Here is a 16776-nt window from a genome sequence, read left to right as displayed (position 1 = left end):
CCGCCGCAAACCAGATCAGTCGCGAGCGATTCACCCCAACTCACCCACGAACTTCTCGAACAGGTAAAAACTGTCCTGAGGTCCCGGCGAAGCTTCGGGGTGATACTGAACGCCGAACGCCTTCTTGCCCAGAATCGCGATGCCGCAGTTGGTGCCGTCGAACAGCGACTTGTGCGTCTCGATCACATTGTCGGGTAGCGTGTCGCCGTCCACCGCGAAGCCATGGTTCATGCTGGTGATCTCGACCAGTCCTTCGGTTTCGCCCCAGACGCCGCCGACGCGCTGGACCGGGTGGTTCGCGCCGCGGTGGCCCTGGAACATCTTGGCGGTCTTTGCACCGGCGGCCAGCGCCAGCATCTGGTGGCCGAGGCAGATGCCGAACAGCGGCACGTCTGCATCCAGAAGGCGCTTGATCACCGGAACCGCGTAAACGCCCGTCGCCGCCGGATCGCCGGGGCCGTTCGACAGGAACACGCCATCGGGCTTCAGCGCCATGATGTCGTCGTAACCGGCTTCGGCCGGAACCACGGTGACTTTCGCGCCCGCCTTCACGAGGTTGCGGAAAATGTTGTCCTTCGCACCGAAGTCCATCGCCACGACGTGCGGGCGGCCTTCTGCGCCCGGCTGGTCGTAGCCCTCGCCCAGCGTCCAGTGCCCGCCGGTCCAGTCCTGATGGCAGGAACGTGCGACCGTCTTGGCAAGGTCCATTCCTTCCAGCCCCGGCCACTGCTCTGCCTTGGCGTGCAGCGCCTTCAGGTCGAAGTTGCCTTCGGGGTTATGCGCGATCACCACGTTCGGCGCGCCGAGGATGCGGATGCGGCGGGTCAGCGCGCGGGTATCCAGACCCGCGATGCCGATCTTCCCCTTTTCCGCCATCCACTGTGGCAGATCGCCCATGGCGCGGAAGTTCGACGGGTCGGTCACGTCCTCGCGAACAACGCAGCCCAGTGCCGAATCGCACAGGCCCTCCACGTCTTCGGGATTCGTGCCGACGTTGCCGATATGCGGGAAAGTGAAGCAGACGAACTGGCCCGCGTAGGACGGGTCGGTCATCACTTCCTGATATCCGGTCATCGAGGTGTTGAAGCAGAGTTCGCCCACGGCTTCACCCACGGCGCCAAAGCCGCGTCCCCATGCGACATGGCCGTCGGCAAAGACGATGACGGCGGTTGCGTCTTTAGGTTTAGGCGCGTGCGAAGGGGCGGCGTCGGCCATGGAATAGGCGCTCCGTTATCTTAAATTTCCAGCGATGCGTGCTAAGGCTCGGTCGCTAGAGGTGTGCGGGTGCAGCGTCAAGGTGGCCGGGCAGGTTTCTTTTCGCTAAGGGCCGCGCATCCACCGGATTCGATCAGAAAGAACAGAAAATGCTTCGCGACGACCTCAAGGCAGCACAAATCAGCGCCATGAAGGAGAAGGACAAGGAACGGCTTGCCGCCGTTCGCCTGATCCTTGCCAAGATCAAGGATCGCGACATCGAACTGCGCACCTCCGACAAGCCGGTCGACGATGACGCGATGGTGATCGAAGTGCTGCAGAAGATGGTCAAGCAGCGCCGCGAATCGATCGACATGTACCGGCAGGGCGGGCGCGAGGAACTGGCCGCCGCCGAAGAAGCCGAGATGATCGTGATCGAGGAATTCCTCCCCCAGCAGATGAGCGAGGAGGATACCACGGCCGCGATTCAGGCAATCAAGGCGGAACTGGGCGCCGAGGGTATGCAGGACATGGGCAAGGTCATGGCCGAGCTGAAAGCGCGCCACGGCACACAGCTGGACATGAGCAAGGCCAGCGGCCTCGTCAAAGCGGCACTTTCGTAATACCAGAGAGCGATGGCGCTCTCACCCCAATGGCTGGACGAACTGCGGAGCCGGATCACGCTTTCGGGCGTGATCGGCCGCACCACGCGCCTGACCAAGACGGGGCGGGAGTGGAAGGCATGTTGCCCCTTCCATAACGAGAAGACGCCCAGCTTCACTGTCAACGACGAAAAGGGCTTCTACCACTGCTTCGGTTGTGGCGCGCATGGCGATGCGATCCGCTGGATGACCGATCAGCGGGGCATGCCCTTCATGGACGCGGTGAAGGAACTGGCGGCAGAGGCCGGGATGGAAGTCCCCGCCCCCGATCCGCGCATGGCCAAGGCGGCGGAACAGCGCGCATCGCTGCACGACGTGATGGCGGCGGCGCAGGCATGGTTCGTTGACAACCTTGCCTCCCCCGCAGGGGCGCAGGCGCGCGCCTATCTGGACAGGCGCGGCATATCGGCGGCAGCGATTCGCGAGTTCGGCTTCGGCTATGCGCCCGACGATCGCGGAGCCATTGCCAAAGCTCTGTCAGGCTTTTCGAAGCCCATGTTGATAGAGGCGGGCCTGCTGATCGATGTCGAAGGGAAAGACCCCTACGACCGGTTCCGCGGCCGATTGATGCTGCCGATTCAAGACCGGCGCGGACGCGTGATCGCATTCGGCGGGCGTATTCTGGCGGATGTTCCCAATGCGCCGAAATACCTGAACAGTCCGGACTCGCCGGTCTTCGACAAGGGGCGCACGCTCTACAACCTGCACCGCGCCGCCGCTGCCTCGCGCCAGTCGGACAGGATCGTGGTGGTCGAAGGCTACATGGACGTCATCGCGCTGGCCGGCGCGGGCATGGGCGAAGCGGTCGCGCCGATGGGCACTGCGCTGACCGAGAACCAGCTGGAACTGATCTGGCGGCTCGTGCCGGTCCCAGTGCTCTGCTTCGATGGCGATTCGGCGGGCCAGCGCGCGGCGCTGCGGGCCATTGCCCGCGCATTGCCGATGTTGAAACCCGGACATTCGCTGTCGATCGTCACTCTGCCAGAAGGGCTGGACCCCGACGACCTGATCCGCCGTGACGGGGCGCAGGCCATGTCGGCGCTGCTGTCGAAGGGTGAAACGCTGGTCGATGCGATCTGGCGATTCGAGCGCGATGCCCTCCCCCTGCGCACGCCGGAAGACAAGGCGGGACTGAAAGCGCGGCTGATCGACCATACCGAGACGATACAGAACCCCGACATCAGGTCGCTCTACCGCCGCGAACTGCTCGATCGCTATGGCGCTTTCGCATTCCCGCCGCGCCCGCCACGCGAAAAACCCGCGTTCCAGAAAGGCCGCGCACGGTTCGACCAGCGGACAACCTTCACCGCTCCGTCAGACCGGTTGCGACAGCTGACGCCGGCTGCTGTGCGAAGCCGCATGATATCGGCCCTGCTTGTCGGCCTTGCCCGTTTCCCGAAGACGATTGCAGAGGAAGGCGAACGCCTTGCAGGCCTCCATCCGGAGGATCGCGGACAGGCCCTGCTGCTCGATGCGATGCTGGAAGTGGCCGAAACGCGCAAATTCGCGGTTGAAATCGATTCGCAGCCGCTTGAAACCACCGATGTTGCAGCCATATTGCAGGAACGTGGTCTGGCCCTACCCGACAGGGAATCGATCGGCGGCATGAAATTTGCCTTTCTGTCCGATCAACCAGGCGAGCCCGAGGCCACGCGAGAACTGGTTCAGGCGATCGAGTTGCTGGTTGAAAAGCCGGCGATCGAGATTGCATTGGCCGAGGCGACGGCGCGTTTTGCGGAAGATCCGGAAGGGGCTTACGCAGAACAGCAGCGTTTGCTGAAGAGAAAGCTGGAATTTGAACGCCGCCTCATGCAAATGGCGGCAACGCGCGCGAACGCGTCGGCCACGTGAAGACCATATCTTCGGGCTGACGACACGGATTACGGGATACCAGAACGGCATATGGCGACGACGAGCGAAAAGAACGAAAGCGGCGATGCTCCGCTGATCGATCTCAACGAAGCCTCCATCAAGAAACTGATCGCCCGCGCGAAGAAGCGCGGCGTCATCACGTATGACGAACTGAACGAGGCCCTGCCGCAGGACCAGATGTCTTCCGAGCAGATTGAGGACATCATGGCCGCGATCAGCGAAATGGGCGTCAACATCGTCGAAAGCGATGACGATTCCGAAAGCGACGGCGACAACGAGGACGGCGGCCCCGACGAGATCGGCGACGACGACGACAACTCGGACGACGACGGCCCTGCTTCCGGCGCCACGGCGAACAAGGCGCCTGCGAAGAAGAAGGAAACGATCGAGCGCACGGACGATCCCGTGCGCATGTACCTGCGCGAGATGGGCGCAGTCGAACTGCTGAGCCGCGAGGGCGAAATCGCCATCGCCAAGCGGATCGAGGCCGGTCGCGACATGATGATCATGGGCCTTTGCGAAAGCCCGATCACCTTCCACGCCATCATCCAGTGGTCCGAAGCGCTCAACAACGAAGAAATGCAGCTGCGCGAGATTCTCGATCTCGACGCGATGCTTTCCAAGGAACCCGCGCCCGAAAACCTCACCGACGACGACGAAGGCGATGGCGAGATTTCTGAAGAGACCGCCGGCCCCTCCTACAAGGAGGACGATGACGACGACGAGGAAGAAGAAAACAACGAGGACGGCGAAGACGGCGAGGAAGGCTCCTCGCGCCGCCGGCAGGACGACGACGATGAGGACAACACCCTCTCGCTCGCCCAGATGGAAGCGGCGCTGAAGCCCGATGCCCTCGAACGCTTTGCCCGCATCACCAAGCTCTTTCGAAGCTTCGAGAAGCTGCAGGAAGAACGCGTCGAGGCGATGGGCCGGGGCGAGAACTTCGCCAAGTCAAAGGAAGACAAGTACGAATCGCTGCGCGAAGAGCTGACCGCCGAAGTCGAATCGGTGCAGTTCCACGCGACGAAGATCGAGTTCCTTGTCGACAACCTCTACGCCTTCAACCGCCGCCTGACCGCGCTTGGCGGCCAGATGCTGCGCCTTGCCGAACGGCACAAGGTGAAGCGCGCCGAATTCCTTGAGGAATATGTCGGTTCCGAGCTCGACGACACGTGGCTGGCCACTGTTGCGAAGAAGGACAAGAAATGGGCCGCCTTCGCCGAGAAGGAAGCCGACGCTGTCGAACGGATCCGTGCGGAGATCGCCGACATCGCGTCGCAGACCGGCATGGCGCTGCACGAATTCCGCCGCATCGTGAACATGGTGCAGAAGGCGGAGCGCGAGGCCCGTATCGCGAAGAAGGAAATGGTCGAGGCGAACCTGCGTCTCGTGATTTCCATCGCGAAGAAGTACACGAACCGCGGCCTGCAGTTCCTGGACCTGATCCAGGAAGGCAACATCGGCCTGATGAAGGCGGTCGACAAGTTCGAGTATCGCCGCGGCTACAAGTTCTCGACTTACGCGACATGGTGGATCCGTCAGGCGATCACCCGCTCGATCGCGGACCAGGCGCGCACGATCCGTATCCCGGTCCACATGATCGAGACGATCAACAAGCTGGTTCGCACTTCGCGCCAGTTCCTGCACGAGCAGGGCCGCGAGCCCACGCCCGAGGAAATGGCAGAGCGTCTGTCGATGCCGCTCGAAAAGGTTCGCAAGGTGATGAAGATCGCCAAGGAACCGATCTCCCTCGAAACGCCGATCGGTGACGAGGAGGATTCGCACCTCGGCGATTTCATCGAGGACAAGAACGCGATCATTCCGGTGGATGCCGCGATCCAAGCGAACCTCAAGGAAACGGTCACCCGCGTCCTCGCCTCGCTTACCCCGCGTGAGGAGCGCGTGCTCCGCATGCGTTTCGGCATCGGCATGAATACCGATCACACGCTGGAGGAAGTCGGCCAGCAGTTCAGCGTTACGCGCGAACGTATCCGCCAGATCGAGGCAAAGGCGCTGAGGAAACTCAAGCACCCGAGCCGGAGCCGCAAGATGCGCAGCTTCCTCGACCAGTAAGACGAAAAACCCCGCCAGTTACGGCGGGGTTTTTTGTTTGAGCGGTTCGGCCGGAACAGTCGATCTGCTAACCAACGTCCAACGCAGGCGTTAGCCGGTGATCAGACGCAGGAACCGGGCACTTTCGCCTCCGCCACCTGCACGCCCGGCGCGATGGTATGGGGCGAGCCGTTCAGCTGGTCCTTCGCAAATCCAGCAGCCTTCTGGTAGGCCAGCATGAACTGCTGCCGTTCTTCCTGCGAAATCACATCGTCGATATTCTCGAAGATGCCTTCGCAACGATCCTCTACAATGCGCAACAGGCCGAATGGCCCTGCCCCGCGATTGCGCAACGCAACCTTGCCGATGGCATCGCAATAGGCGTCGTCATATGCGCGCAGGCTCTGTGTCGTGACGCCATGTTTCAGCATCAACGCCCCGATAGCCCGCGCATCCATGATCGCCTGCGACGCCCCGTTCGATCCCGTGGGGTACATCGGATGCGCGGCATCGCCCATCAGCGCAACCGGCCCGTCAACCCATGTCGGGATCGGATCGCGATCGATCATCGGGTTCTCGTAAACGACCTCGCTCTTGCGCAAGAGGTCGGGCAGATCGAGCCAATCGTAGACGAAGCCGGAAAACTGGTCTGCAAAGTCCTCAAGCCGGGCTTCGCGGAACCAGCCGGACTTCTGCCAGTCATGGTCTGTGTCGAACGTCTGTTCGGCGATCCAGTTGATGTCGGCCAACCCGTCCTCGTCAGGGGCGGAAATCGGATAGAGGACCACGCGGTGACGATCGGTGCCGAGGCCGACGAACGACGATCCCGTCCGGATCGGCACCGCACGCGCCGTTCCGCGCCACATGATCGTCCCGCCCCAGCGGATAGGCGCCTGATCGGGATGCATCTGCGCCCGGATCGCCGAATGGATGCCATCCGCACCAATCAACAGCGAGCCACCAATTTCCTTGCGCTCGCCCTCCGCTGTCTGGACAGTCACGCTGACCGTGCCGTCATCCCGCTTGGTGTATCCGGTAACCCGGTGCCCCAGCAGAACCGATTCGGGGCCAAGCCGGTCGAGAACCGTACGATAAAGCATCATGTGGAACCGACCGCGGTGGACGGCATATTGATGCCAATCGTACCCTGCGAATTTGCCGCGCGGCTCAGAATAGACCTCGCGCCCGTTCAGTCCGACCAGCGCCCATTCGCGCGCGGGAATGCCCACTGCGTCAAGCTCTGCCTCGCCGATGCCGAGGTCTTCGAGTTCGCGCACTGCGTTCGGCTGCAAGTTGATGCCCACGCCCAGCGGCTTGATATCCCTGACGCCTTCCAGAACAAGGCAGGGCACGCCGATCTGGTGCAGGGTCAGCGCCTGGACCAAGCCGCCAATGCCACCTCCGGCAATCAAAACCCGTTCTTCAAGCACGCAGTTTCCGATCCTCTGCTCCGCTATACGATACGGCGACTGAAGTGGCGCGGCCACTAGCGTCTGATCTGCGAATTGACAATCGTTGCCCGCCCGAACGCCAGAACCCGGTATTTCGCATCTAACGGGGGATTTAGGTGTGGCAGTGCCGGAAAAGAGGCATTATGGGCGCGCACATGAAGATTGCCATCGCTTCCGATCACGCCGCCGTCGACCTGAAGGCGGAACTTCGCGAATACCTGATCGATCAGGGCCATGAAGTCGCGGATCTCGGCCCTGAAACGGCCGACCGGGTCGATTATCCCGACTATGGTTACAAACTCGCTTCGGTCGTCGCGGACGGCACGGTGGAATACGGCGTCGCGCTGTGCGGATCGGGCATCGGCATTTCCATCGCCGTGAACCGCGATCCGAAATGCCGCGCCGCGCTGGTATCGGAACCGCTTTCGGCAGCGCTTGCCCGCGAACACAACGACGCGAACGTCATCGCCATGGGCGCGCGGCTGACCGGCATCGACATGGCCAAGGCCTGCCTCGACGCATTCCTATCGACCGAGTTCGGCGGAGGCCGCCACGCCGCCCGCGTCGACAAGCTTTCCAACCCCGCTTGCTGAGAGCCCCCTCCCTTTAGCGCCCCTCCCTTTAGCGAAGGCCCGATCATGACCACCGAAACCATCATCCGCGCCCCCGGCTTCTTCACCGACGATCTGGCCGCGACCGATCCGGCCATCGCAAAGGCGATCGACGCCGAAATGACGCGTGAACGCAAGCAGATCGAACTGATCGCTTCGGAAAACATCGTCTCCAAGGCGGTGCTGGAAGCGCAGGGTTCGGTACTGACCAACAAGTACGCCGAAGGCTATCCCGGCAAGCGCTATTATCAGGGCTGCGCTCCCTCGGACGCAGTCGAGACGCTGGCGATCGAGCGTGCGAAGCAGTTGTTCGATTGCGGGTTCGCCAACGTGCAGCCGCACTCGGGCGCGCAGGCCAACGGCGCGGTTCTGCTCGCCACGGTTAAGCCCGGCGACACGATCATGGGCATGAGCCTCGATGCAGGCGGCCACCTCACCCACGGTGCTCGCCCTGCGCTTTCGGGCAAGTGGTTCAACGCCGTGCAGTACGGTGTTACGCCCGACACGCACCTCATCGACTATGACGCGGTCGAGGCGCTGGCCAAGGAGCATCAGCCCAAGCTGATCATCGCGGGCGGCAGCGCCTATCCGCGCATCATCGACTTTGCCCGCATGCGCGCGATTGCCGATTCCGTCGGCGCGCTGCTGCACGTCGACATGGCGCACTTCGCAGGGCTTGTCGCCGCTGGCGTCCACCCCTCGCCCTTCCCGCACGCCCACATCGCGACGACGACGACGCACAAGACGCTGCGTGGCCCGCGTGCAGGCATGATCCTTACAAACGACGAGGCGCTGGCCAAGAAGATCAACTCGGCCGTCTTCCCCGGGCTTCAGGGCGGCCCGCTGATGCATGTCATCGCTGCCAAGGCCGTGGCCTTCGGTGAAGCGCTGCGTCCCGAGTTCAAGGACTACGCCCGGAAGGTCGTCGAGAACGCACAGGTCCTCGCCGCGACGCTGAAAGAGCGCGGGGCGGAGATCGTTTCGGGCGGCACCGACACCCACCTCGCGCTGATCGACCTCACCCCGCTGGGCGTTACCGGCAAGGACGCTGACGAGGCGCTGGAGCGTGCGGGCATCACCTGCAACAAGAACGGCATCCCGAACGACCCGCTGCCGCCGACGAAGACGAGCGGCATCCGCGTGGGTTCGCCCGCCGGCACGACCCGCGGTTTCGGCGTCGAAGAGTTCCGCGCAATCGGCCACATGGTCGCCGACGTTCTCGACGGTCTCGCCCGCTGCGGCGAGGAAGGTGACGCGCAAGTGGAACAGAACGTGCGCCAGCGCGTCGAAGAGCTGTGCGATCGATTCCCGATCTACAGCTAAGGAGTTCTACATGGCCGAAAACGGCAGCCAGATGTCGCCAGAGACGAAGACCGCCCTCAAATGGGGCGCAATCGGTGCGCTGATCGCGATCCCCGTCCCCTTTGTCGGCCCGCTGATCGGGGCAGCCGTGGGTGGCGGACTTGGCTACGCAAAGGCCAAGGGAAAGATCTGAGAGAGACGATTTGCGCTGTCCCTTCTGCGCCCATGATTCGAGCCAGGTAAAGGACTCGCGCCCCGCCGAGGATGCTTCGGCCATCCGCCGCCGCCGCCAGTGCGAAGGCTGCGGCGCGCGCTTCACCACGTTCGAACGTATCCAGCTGCGCGAAATCTTCGTGTTGAAAAGCGGAGAGCGCCGCGAACCGTTCGAACGGCTGAAGCTGGAGCATGCGGTCAATCTCGCTTGCCGCAAGCGCGGGATCGAGCAGGACCGGATCGATAGGCTGGTGTCGGGCGTACAGCGCCAGATCGAAACGCGCGGCGACAGCGAAATCGCCTCTGCCGAAATCGGCGAGATGGTGATGGAAGGCCTGCGCCAACTCGATCCCGTTGCCTATATCCGCTTCGCCAGCGTCTACCGCGAATTCAGCGAGGCACAGGACTTCGCGCAATTTGCCGAAACCGTGCGCGACGCGGCCAAGGACTGACGCCGAGTGAACCCCGTGATCGTCCTCGTGCGCCCGCAATTGGGCGAAAATATCGGCAAGGCCGCGCGCGCGATGCTGAATTTCGGGCTCACCGAAATGCGCCTCGTCTCCCCGCGTGACGGCTGGCCCAACCCCAGTGCAGGCCCCGCCGCCAGCGGCGCCGACATCGTGCTTGAACAGGCCAAGGTGTTCGAAACGGTCGCGGACGCGGTCGCCGATTGCGAGCACGTCCACGCGACCACCGTACGCAAGCGCGGTGTCACCAAGCCGGTCCTGACCCCGGAGGAAGCCGCGCGGGAGATGACCACCGCACAAGGCCGCCACGCGATCCTTTTCGGGCCGGAACGTTCGGGTCTGGAAACCGACGACGTGGCAGTTGCGCGCAATATCGTGACCGTGCCGATCAATCCGGAATTCGGCTCGCTCAATCTGGCGCAGGCCGTGATCCTCATGGCCTACGAATGGTCAAAGACCGCCGCGAGCCGCGAGAGCCTGCAACAACCGACGCAAGAGGAAATCCTGCCCCCTGCCCCGCAAGTGGAACTGGACGGCATGATCGCCCAGATGGAAGCCCTGCTGGAGCCGAAGGGCTACTTCTTCCCGGAAAGCCGGACTGCGGCCACCAAACGCACCTTGCGCAACATGCTGACCAAGCCGGGCTGGAACCATCTGGAAGTGCGCACCATGCGCGGCGTGCTTTCGGCACTGGGTCGGTCAGACAAGGACTGACCGGAAGATCAGGCGCGCAGCCGCTCCCACTCTTCCAGTTCATAGGCGATCGAGGTTTCGACCAGCTCTTCCCACGCAAGGGCCACGAACCCGACCGGAACTCCATTTTCCAGCGCCGCAGCCTTTGCCGCATCGATCACAGCCTGCTTGCGATCCTCGTCACGAACGGCATCGCGGCTTTGTTTGATGCGGGCAGCGGCGCGCATATAGCCGAAACGAACCGACAGAAGCTCCATCAGCGCCCTGTCCGTCGCATCGACGCCGGCGCGCACTTCGGTCATTGTTTCGCAATCTTGCGCCCGTTTGATCGTTGCATCTGTCGTGTCAGTCATGGGCGGCGGCTCTGCACCGTATCGGGCCCGATGTCGAGCCATGGTTGCGCGAATACCCGCCCTGCTTGACTTCATCCCGCATTCCGCCTAACCGCGCGCATCCACGTCGGACGGGCCTGCTACAGGTTCGCGCCCGATAGGTCCCGCACCCCGGTGAAGCGGTGGCCGCGGCTGGCAGAAGGCCAGTCGGTGCGATGCCGGGCTTTGGGCCCTGCCGTGGTGGCGGGGACAGCATATTGGAGCATACGATGACGAAGCGCACCAGCGCCAAGCATAAACTTGACCGTCGCATGGGCGAGAACATCTGGGGCCGCCCGAACAGCCCGGTCAACAAGCGTTCCTACGGCCCCGGCCAGCACGGCCAGCGCCGCAAGAGCAAGATGAGCGACTATGGCCTGCAGCTGCGCGCCAAGCAGAAGCTCAAGGGCTACTACGGCGACGTGACCGAGAAGCAGTTCAAGCGCACCTACATCGAAGCATCGAAGATGAAGGGCGATACCAGCCAGAACCTCATCGGTCTGCTGGAACAGCGCCTCGACATGGTCGTCTATCGCGCCAAGTTCGCGCCGACAGTGTTCTCGGCCCGCCAGATCGTCAACCACGGGCACATCCTCGTGAACGGCGTGAAGTGCAACATCCCGTCGCGCCGCATCCGCGTTGGCGACGTCATCAGCCTGGGCACCAAGGCCAAGGAAATGGCGCTGATCATCGAAGCGCAGAGCCTGCCCGAGCGCGAGATCCCCGACTACGTTTCGACCGACGGCAACGACAAGGTGACCTTCACCCGCGTTCCGACGCTGGACGAAGTGCCCTATCCGGTCCGCATGGAACCGAACCTGGTCGTCGAGTTCTACTCGCGCTGACCGGTCGGGAAACCGCACGAAATCAAGGAAAAGGGCGGGTCTTCCCGCCCTTTTTCGTTGGTGGCGAATTTTCAATCGTATCAGAGTGTTGCGGCGGGAACCGAGAGGCCGGTTCGGGCATTATCCCGGCACTATGCAATACCGATTCATTACCCCGAAAAACAAAGGCAAGTGGTACCCCGATCTCGCCGTGGCGATGAAGCAGGCCTGCGCGATCGGTGCGGGCTACTACGACAAGGCGAGCGGAGAGTTCTACAAGTATCGCGATACGCAGCTACAGGTGCGCGGCGCTCCTGATGGAGACAGGCCGCTGGCGGCCTGAGCGCTATTTGCCGGAATTGTAATCGCGCCGGAAGCCGGCTGCGAAAGCGGCGAAGCGCCCTTGCACAATCGCATCGCGCATGCCCTGCATCAGCTGCTGGTAGAACGAGAGGTTGTGCTCCGTCATCAGCATCGCGCCCAAAATCTCGCCCGCACGCACGAGATGGTGCAGGTAGGCGCGGGAATACTTGCCGCATGTCGGGCATGAGCAACGATCGTCCAGCGGATCGGTATCTTCCGCGAACCGTGCATTGCGAATGTTCAGTGGCCCGTTCCACGTAAACGCCTGCCCGTTTCGGCCCGAACGGCTGGGTAACACGCAATCGAACATGTCGACCCCGCGTTCGACCGCACCGACAAGATCGTCGGGCTTGCCCACACCCATCAGGTATCGCGGCCTGTCGTCCGGCAACTGCCCCGGCGCGAAGTCCAGCGTGGCGAACATCGCCTCCTGCCCCTCACCCACGGCAAGCCCGCCGATCGCATAGCCGTCGAAGCCGATTTCGGTCAGCTTCTGCGCAGAGATACCGCGCAGTTCCTCGTCCAGAGCGCCCTGCTGGATGCCAAACAGGGCAGAGCGTGCCGCATGCTCCGCTCCGCTGTCGAAACCGTCGCGGCTGCGTTTCGCCCAGCGCATCGACATTTCCATCGACTGCGCAATCACGTCACGGGGCTGGTCCGCGCGCGGGCATTCGTCGAAAGCCATAACGATGTCGGAACCGAGCAGTCGCTGGATCTCCATGCTGCGTTCCGGCGTCAGCATGTGTCTCGAACCATCGAGATGGCTGCGGAAGCTCACGCCTTCCTCGGTAATCTTGCGAAGGTCGGACAGGCTCATCACCTGATAGCCGCCGCTGTCGGTCAGGATCGGGCGATCCCAGCCCATGAACTTGTGCAATCCGCCAAGCCGCGCCACGCGTTCGGCTCCCGGACGCAGCATCAGGTGGTATGTGTTGCCAAGGATGATATCCGCACCCGTATTGCGCACGTCCTCCACCTTCATGGCCTTCACTGTCGCTGCAGTGCCCACCGGCATGAACGCGGGCGTGCGGATTTCCCCGCGCAACATCGAGATCGTGCCGGTGCGGGCCTTGCCGTCGCGTGCGGCGATGGAAAACTGGAAACGGGTCATGGCTGGCCCGCGCCCTAGCGGGTCGCAACGCCATGCGCCAGTGCTTCGGCAGCTTAGCATCGACGCAGGCTGAAAGAGCGGCTTACCTGCTGCGAGAATGGCGCTATGGCGTGGCCATGGAAATCGAACTCTGGGTCATTGCCGCCCTCACCCTTGTCGCTGTCTTCACCGGCTTTCTGGATGCGGTTGCCGGCGGCGGCGGACTGGTCATGATGCCGACCCTGCTGTTTGCCGGACTGCCGCCGCAACTGGCATTGGGCACAAACAAGGTACAGTCGGTGGCGGGAACGTCGATGGCGTTCCGCAACTATGCGCACGCGGGGCTTGTCGAATGGCGCAAGGAGAAGTGGCTGGCGCTGATCGCATTTACCTTCGCGGCGGTCGGTTCGCTGCTTGTACAGCAGATATCGGTGCGGGTGCTGAACCTTGTCGTGCCGCTGTTATTGATGGGCGTTGCGGCCTATGTGATCTTCTCGCCGCGCATGGATGACTCCAAATCGCACGAGGTACTCTCGCGCAAGGGCTATGCCCCCGTGGCCGGTTCCATCGGGTTCTACGACGGGTTTTTCGGCCCCGGCACCGGCAGCTTTTTCGCGGCCTCTCTGGTCGGCCTGCGCGGCGAAGGGCTGACCAGTGCCACCGGCCATGCCAAGCTGTTCAACATGTGTACGAACCTTGCCGCCGTGCTTGTTTTCGCGCTGGGCGGCAAGGTGATCTGGATGCTTGGCATCGCGATGGCATGCGGATCGATGACCGGATCGTGGCTGGGATCGCGCTTCGCGGTGAAGCACGGCGCAAAAGTGATCCGCCCGCTGCTCGTGACAATCAGCCTGCTGCTGACGGCAAAACTGCTCTACAACTGGTTCTTCCCCGCCTGATCCGGCGGTAGCAGTCAGAAGTCGTAAATCAGGGTGACGCGCGAAAGCGTGTCGGTTTTCACCGCATCGTCGGGCGGGCTGGTTTCATGCTCGACCAAGTAGGACAGCCGCGCCGAAAAGCCCCCGCCGATGCCGGCCTGCAACCCCGTCAGGCTCGTGAACGTGCTGTTCTCCTTCTGGACGAAGGCCGATGCGTTCTGTGTGAAAGTGATGTTGCGCGCAAACTTCCAGTCGAGATCTAGAGCGCCCAAACCTGCCAGATAGCGTTCATCCTCTTCATCGACCAGAGAGCTGCTGCGCCATGCAGGACCTGCCTTGATCGCCAGCTTCACGTCTTCGCGGTCGAAAACCCGATAGCCCAGGCCGCCTGACAGCGAATAGCGCGAACGGATGCCCTGAACCCGGTCGCGCTCGGCCTGTGCAAGACCATAAACGAAGGCGCTGTCGGCGATGTCGATGCTGGGTTCGTAAGCGGCAAGAAAGCGTTCACGCGTGGTTTCGCCATCGGTGCGCTGATAATCGGCCTGAGCCTTGAACTTGTGGCGCCAGTCGATCCCGATCCGCGCCAGTGCCAGCGAAGCGGTGAGGCCGACATCGCTGCTGTTGCCGGTGCTGCGCAGTGCGCCAAGCTCGCCCTTTCCTTCCCAACGGTCGAGCAGGCCGGCGGTGCGGATTTCTTCTTCCTTGCGCGCGGCTTCCGCCTTGCGCTTCTGCGTCAGGCGCTCGTTCCAGTCCGCCTTGATCGCGGCAATTGCCGCTCCCTCTTCGGGAAAAGCCTTGGCCGCAGCGGCGTGGACAGCGGCAACCTGCTTCGGATCGCCGGTGCTTTCCGCGGCCTCGATCATCTTGACGACAGCATCGGGCAGTTCTGCATGGGCAGTAGCCGAAAGGGAAAATGCGACAGGAAGGGCGAGCGCGGGCAGGGTCGGAAACTTCATGGCCCCGCCCGCTAGCAATCATTCGCGCAGACGCCAACCCGTCCGGAAAATCCACCAGATCGCCGTGATGCACGCGGCAAGGAACGCCAGTGTCAGCCCCAGCGCCACACCGATAGCGATGTCCGACTGCTCGAAAAACGTCCAGCGCAGCCCGTTCACGAGGTAGACGATCGGATTGAACAGCGCGACCGTGCGCCACGGTTCTGCCAGCATGTCGATCGAATAGAACGTGCCCCCAAGGAACGTCAGCGGCGTGAGGACCAGCAGCGGCACCATCTGCAGCTTTTCAAACCCGTCGGCCCAGAGACCGAGGATGAAGCCGAACAGCGAGAACGCCGATGCGACCAGCACGATATAAAGGAAGGCAAGGAACGGATGGACGATTTCATAGTCCACGAACAGGTGCGCAGTGGCGAGGATGATGGCAGCGATGATGAGCGATTTGGTTACCGCCGCGCCGACGAAACCGACCAGCGTTTCGGCAACGCTAACGGGCGCGGACAGCAGTTCATAGATCGCACCGGTAAAGCGCGGCATATAGATCCCGAAACTGCCGTTCGCGGTGCTCTCGGAAAGCAGCGTCAGCAGCAGCAGGCCCGGCACGATGAACGCGCCATAGGAAACGCCCCCCACTTCGTTCATGCGCGCGCCGATGGCCGCGCCGAACACGATAAAGTAGAGGCACGTCGTCAGCACCGGTGAAATGATCGAACCGAACACGGTTCGCCATGCCCGCACCAGTTCTCGCTGATAGATGGCGGCAGCACTGCGCGTATTAAAGCCGAGGATCATGCCGCGATCTCCGGTCGATCCTTCACAAGGTTTACGAAAATGTCCTCCAGACTGGATTCATGCGCGTCGATCGCAGAATAGCCGATACTCTCTCGCGCCAGAGTCTGGGCGATTTCGGCCACGGCCCGTTTGCCGCCACCTGCCCCGTCGCCGCCGCGATAGACGAGGGCAAGGCCGTCTTCGGACAGCGATAACCCCTCACGCGCAAGCGACGCAGGGATGGCGGAAAGCGCGGCATCGAGCGTGAAACGGGCTTCCGTCCGCCCAAGGCTGCGCATGATCGTATCTTTGTCGTCCACCAGCAGGATGCGACCCTTGTCGATCACGCCGACGCGATCGGCCATTTCTTCCGCTTCCTCGATGTAATGGGTGGTCAGGATGATGGTCACACCCTGGTCGCGCAGCTTGTCAATCTGTTCCCACATGTCGCGGCGCAATTCGACATCCACGCCCGCGGTCGGCTCGTCCAGAAACAGAAGGTCGGGATCGTGGGCCAGCGCCTTGGCGATCAGCACCCGTCGCTTCATGCCGCCCGAAAGCATGCGCAGCTGCGCATCCTTCTTGTCCCACAGGCTGAGTGCGCGCAGAATCTCCTCCACCCGCCCCGGATCGGACGGACGACCGAACAGTCCGCGCGAATAGGTGACGGCGCGATGGACCGTATCGAAAATGTCGATGGCCATTTCCTGCGGCACCAGCCCGATGCGAGCACGCACCTTGCGCCAGTCATGCGCAAGGTTCATGCCGAAAGCGCGAATTTCGCCGCCTGTCGGCCTGACCAGCCCACAAACCGCGCCGATCAGCGTGGTCTTTCCCGCGCCGTTCGGGCCGAGCAGGGCAAAGATCTCGCCCTTGCGGATTTCCAGGTCGACATTCTCCAACGCCTTGACCGGAGGAGCCGCGCCCCTGCCCGGATAGGTTTTTTCAAGACCGGCGATCTGGAGAATTGGTTCTGGCACCGCGGCAATGTGATGCCTCGCCC

18 protein-coding genes are annotated in these 16776 nt (G+C 62.7%); 11 read left to right on the top strand and 7 right to left on the bottom strand.

What is annotated here, in order from left to right:
- Nucleotides 1-30 precede the first annotated feature (30 nt).
- A complete protein-coding gene (gene carA, locus A7A77_RS08985; RefSeq protein WP_066556427.1) occupies nt 31-1215 on the bottom strand; it encodes a glutamine-hydrolyzing carbamoyl-phosphate synthase small subunit in 1185 nt (394 codons plus the stop codon).
- 149 nt (nt 1216-1364) lie between these two features.
- Between carA and A7A77_RS08980 the strand changes: the two genes are divergently transcribed.
- From A7A77_RS08980 to rpoD, 3 genes are read left to right on the top strand one after another with little or no spacing between them, the layout of a single operon-like run.
- Entirely contained in the window at nt 1365-1817 is a 453-nt protein-coding gene (locus tag A7A77_RS08980; RefSeq protein WP_066556424.1) for a GatB/YqeY domain-containing protein, read from the top strand.
- Between the two features lie 12 nt (nt 1818-1829).
- Nucleotides 1830-3707, top strand: a complete 1878-nt coding sequence (gene dnaG / locus A7A77_RS08975) for a DNA primase (protein ID WP_066556422.1) — start codon at nt 1830-1832, stop codon at nt 3705-3707.
- Between the two features lie 51 nt (nt 3708-3758).
- Nucleotides 3759-5801: an RNA polymerase sigma factor RpoD gene (rpoD, locus tag A7A77_RS08970; protein WP_066556420.1), complete on the top strand. Its 2043-nt coding sequence runs from the start codon at nt 3759-3761 to the stop codon at nt 5799-5801.
- Nucleotides 5802-5902: 101 nt separating this feature from the next.
- On the opposite strand, the gene A7A77_RS08965 is transcribed toward rpoD, so the two are convergent.
- The gene (locus A7A77_RS08965; protein ID WP_066556419.1) at nt 5903-7210 is read right to left on the bottom strand and encodes a flavin-dependent oxidoreductase; all 1308 of its coding nucleotides are present in this window, start codon (nt 7208-7210) and stop codon (nt 5903-5905) included.
- Nucleotides 7211-7386: 176 nt separating this feature from the next.
- Here A7A77_RS08965 and rpiB point away from each other — a divergent pair, with 176 nt between their 5' ends.
- Genes rpiB through A7A77_RS08945 form a run of 5 tightly spaced genes read left to right on the top strand, consistent with a single transcriptional unit; the run spans nt 7387 to nt 10538 of the window.
- Nucleotides 7387-7824 (top strand): ribose 5-phosphate isomerase B, encoded by a 438-nt coding sequence (gene rpiB, locus A7A77_RS08960; RefSeq protein ID WP_066556592.1) that lies wholly within the window; start codon nt 7387-7389, stop codon nt 7822-7824.
- A 45-nt stretch (nt 7825-7869) separates the two neighbouring features.
- Nucleotides 7870-9165, top strand: a complete 1296-nt coding sequence (glyA, locus tag A7A77_RS08955) for a serine hydroxymethyltransferase (protein WP_066556418.1) — start codon at nt 7870-7872, stop codon at nt 9163-9165.
- 10 nt (nt 9166-9175) lie between these two features.
- Nucleotides 9176-9337, top strand: a complete 162-nt coding sequence (locus A7A77_RS17815; RefSeq protein ID WP_156500489.1) for a hypothetical protein — start codon at nt 9176-9178, stop codon at nt 9335-9337.
- Between the two features lie 10 nt (nt 9338-9347).
- On the top strand, nt 9348-9809 hold the full coding sequence (nrdR, locus tag A7A77_RS08950; protein ID WP_066556417.1) for a transcriptional regulator NrdR: 462 nt from the start codon (nt 9348-9350) through the stop codon (nt 9807-9809).
- A 6-nt stretch (nt 9810-9815) separates the two neighbouring features.
- Nucleotides 9816-10538 carry an RNA methyltransferase gene (locus tag A7A77_RS08945; protein ID WP_066556415.1) on the top strand — a complete coding sequence of 241 codons (723 nt, stop codon included), beginning with the start codon at nt 9816-9818 and terminating at the stop codon, nt 10536-10538.
- 8 nt (nt 10539-10546) lie between these two features.
- Here the strand turns inward: A7A77_RS08945 and A7A77_RS08940 are convergent, their stop codons facing one another.
- Nucleotides 10547-10870, bottom strand: coding sequence for a chorismate mutase (locus tag A7A77_RS08940; RefSeq protein ID WP_066556413.1), 324 nt, complete (start codon nt 10868-10870; stop codon nt 10547-10549).
- Nucleotides 10871-11118: 248 nt separating this feature from the next.
- Here A7A77_RS08940 and rpsD point away from each other — a divergent pair, with 248 nt between their 5' ends.
- Nucleotides 11119-11733 carry a 30S ribosomal protein S4 gene (gene rpsD / locus A7A77_RS08935; protein WP_066556411.1) on the top strand — a complete coding sequence of 205 codons (615 nt, stop codon included), beginning with the start codon at nt 11119-11121 and terminating at the stop codon, nt 11731-11733.
- 133 nt (nt 11734-11866) lie between these two features.
- A complete protein-coding gene (locus A7A77_RS08930) occupies nt 11867-12055 on the top strand; it encodes a hypothetical protein (protein WP_066556590.1) in 189 nt (62 codons plus the stop codon).
- A gap of 3 nt (nt 12056-12058) precedes the next feature.
- Here A7A77_RS08930 and tgt read toward each other — a convergent pair whose 3' ends face one another.
- Nucleotides 12059-13186: a tRNA guanosine(34) transglycosylase Tgt gene (tgt, locus tag A7A77_RS08925; protein ID WP_066556409.1), complete on the bottom strand. Its 1128-nt coding sequence runs from the start codon at nt 13184-13186 to the stop codon at nt 12059-12061.
- A 116-nt stretch (nt 13187-13302) separates the two neighbouring features.
- Here tgt and A7A77_RS08920 point away from each other — a divergent pair, with 116 nt between their 5' ends.
- Complete coding sequence (locus A7A77_RS08920; protein ID WP_066556582.1) at nt 13303-14064, top strand: TSUP family transporter; 762 nt, start codon at nt 13303-13305, stop codon at nt 14062-14064.
- Nucleotides 14065-14078: 14 nt separating this feature from the next.
- Here the strand turns inward: A7A77_RS08920 and A7A77_RS08915 are convergent, their stop codons facing one another.
- Genes A7A77_RS08915 through A7A77_RS08905 form a run of 3 tightly spaced genes read right to left on the bottom strand, consistent with a single transcriptional unit; the run spans nt 14079 to nt 16753 of the window.
- On the bottom strand, nt 14079-15002 hold the full coding sequence (locus A7A77_RS08915; protein WP_066556408.1) for a DUF481 domain-containing protein: 924 nt from the start codon (nt 15000-15002) through the stop codon (nt 14079-14081).
- 18 nt (nt 15003-15020) lie between these two features.
- A complete protein-coding gene (locus tag A7A77_RS08910) occupies nt 15021-15794 on the bottom strand; it encodes an ABC transporter permease (protein ID WP_066556405.1) in 774 nt (257 codons plus the stop codon).
- Nucleotides 15791-16753, bottom strand: a complete 963-nt coding sequence (locus A7A77_RS08905; protein ID WP_066556403.1) for an ABC transporter ATP-binding protein — start codon at nt 16751-16753, stop codon at nt 15791-15793. Before A7A77_RS08905 ends, A7A77_RS08910 begins: the two co-directional genes overlap by 4 nt.
- Nucleotides 16754-16776: the final 23 nt, after the last annotated feature.

The organism is Croceicoccus bisphenolivorans (assembly GCF_001634625.1).
Lineage (GTDB): Bacteria > Pseudomonadota > Alphaproteobacteria > Sphingomonadales > Sphingomonadaceae > Croceicoccus > Croceicoccus bisphenolivorans.
Note: the sequence above shows the minus strand (reverse complement) of the source record. Positions and strands in the feature narration are given on the sequence as shown.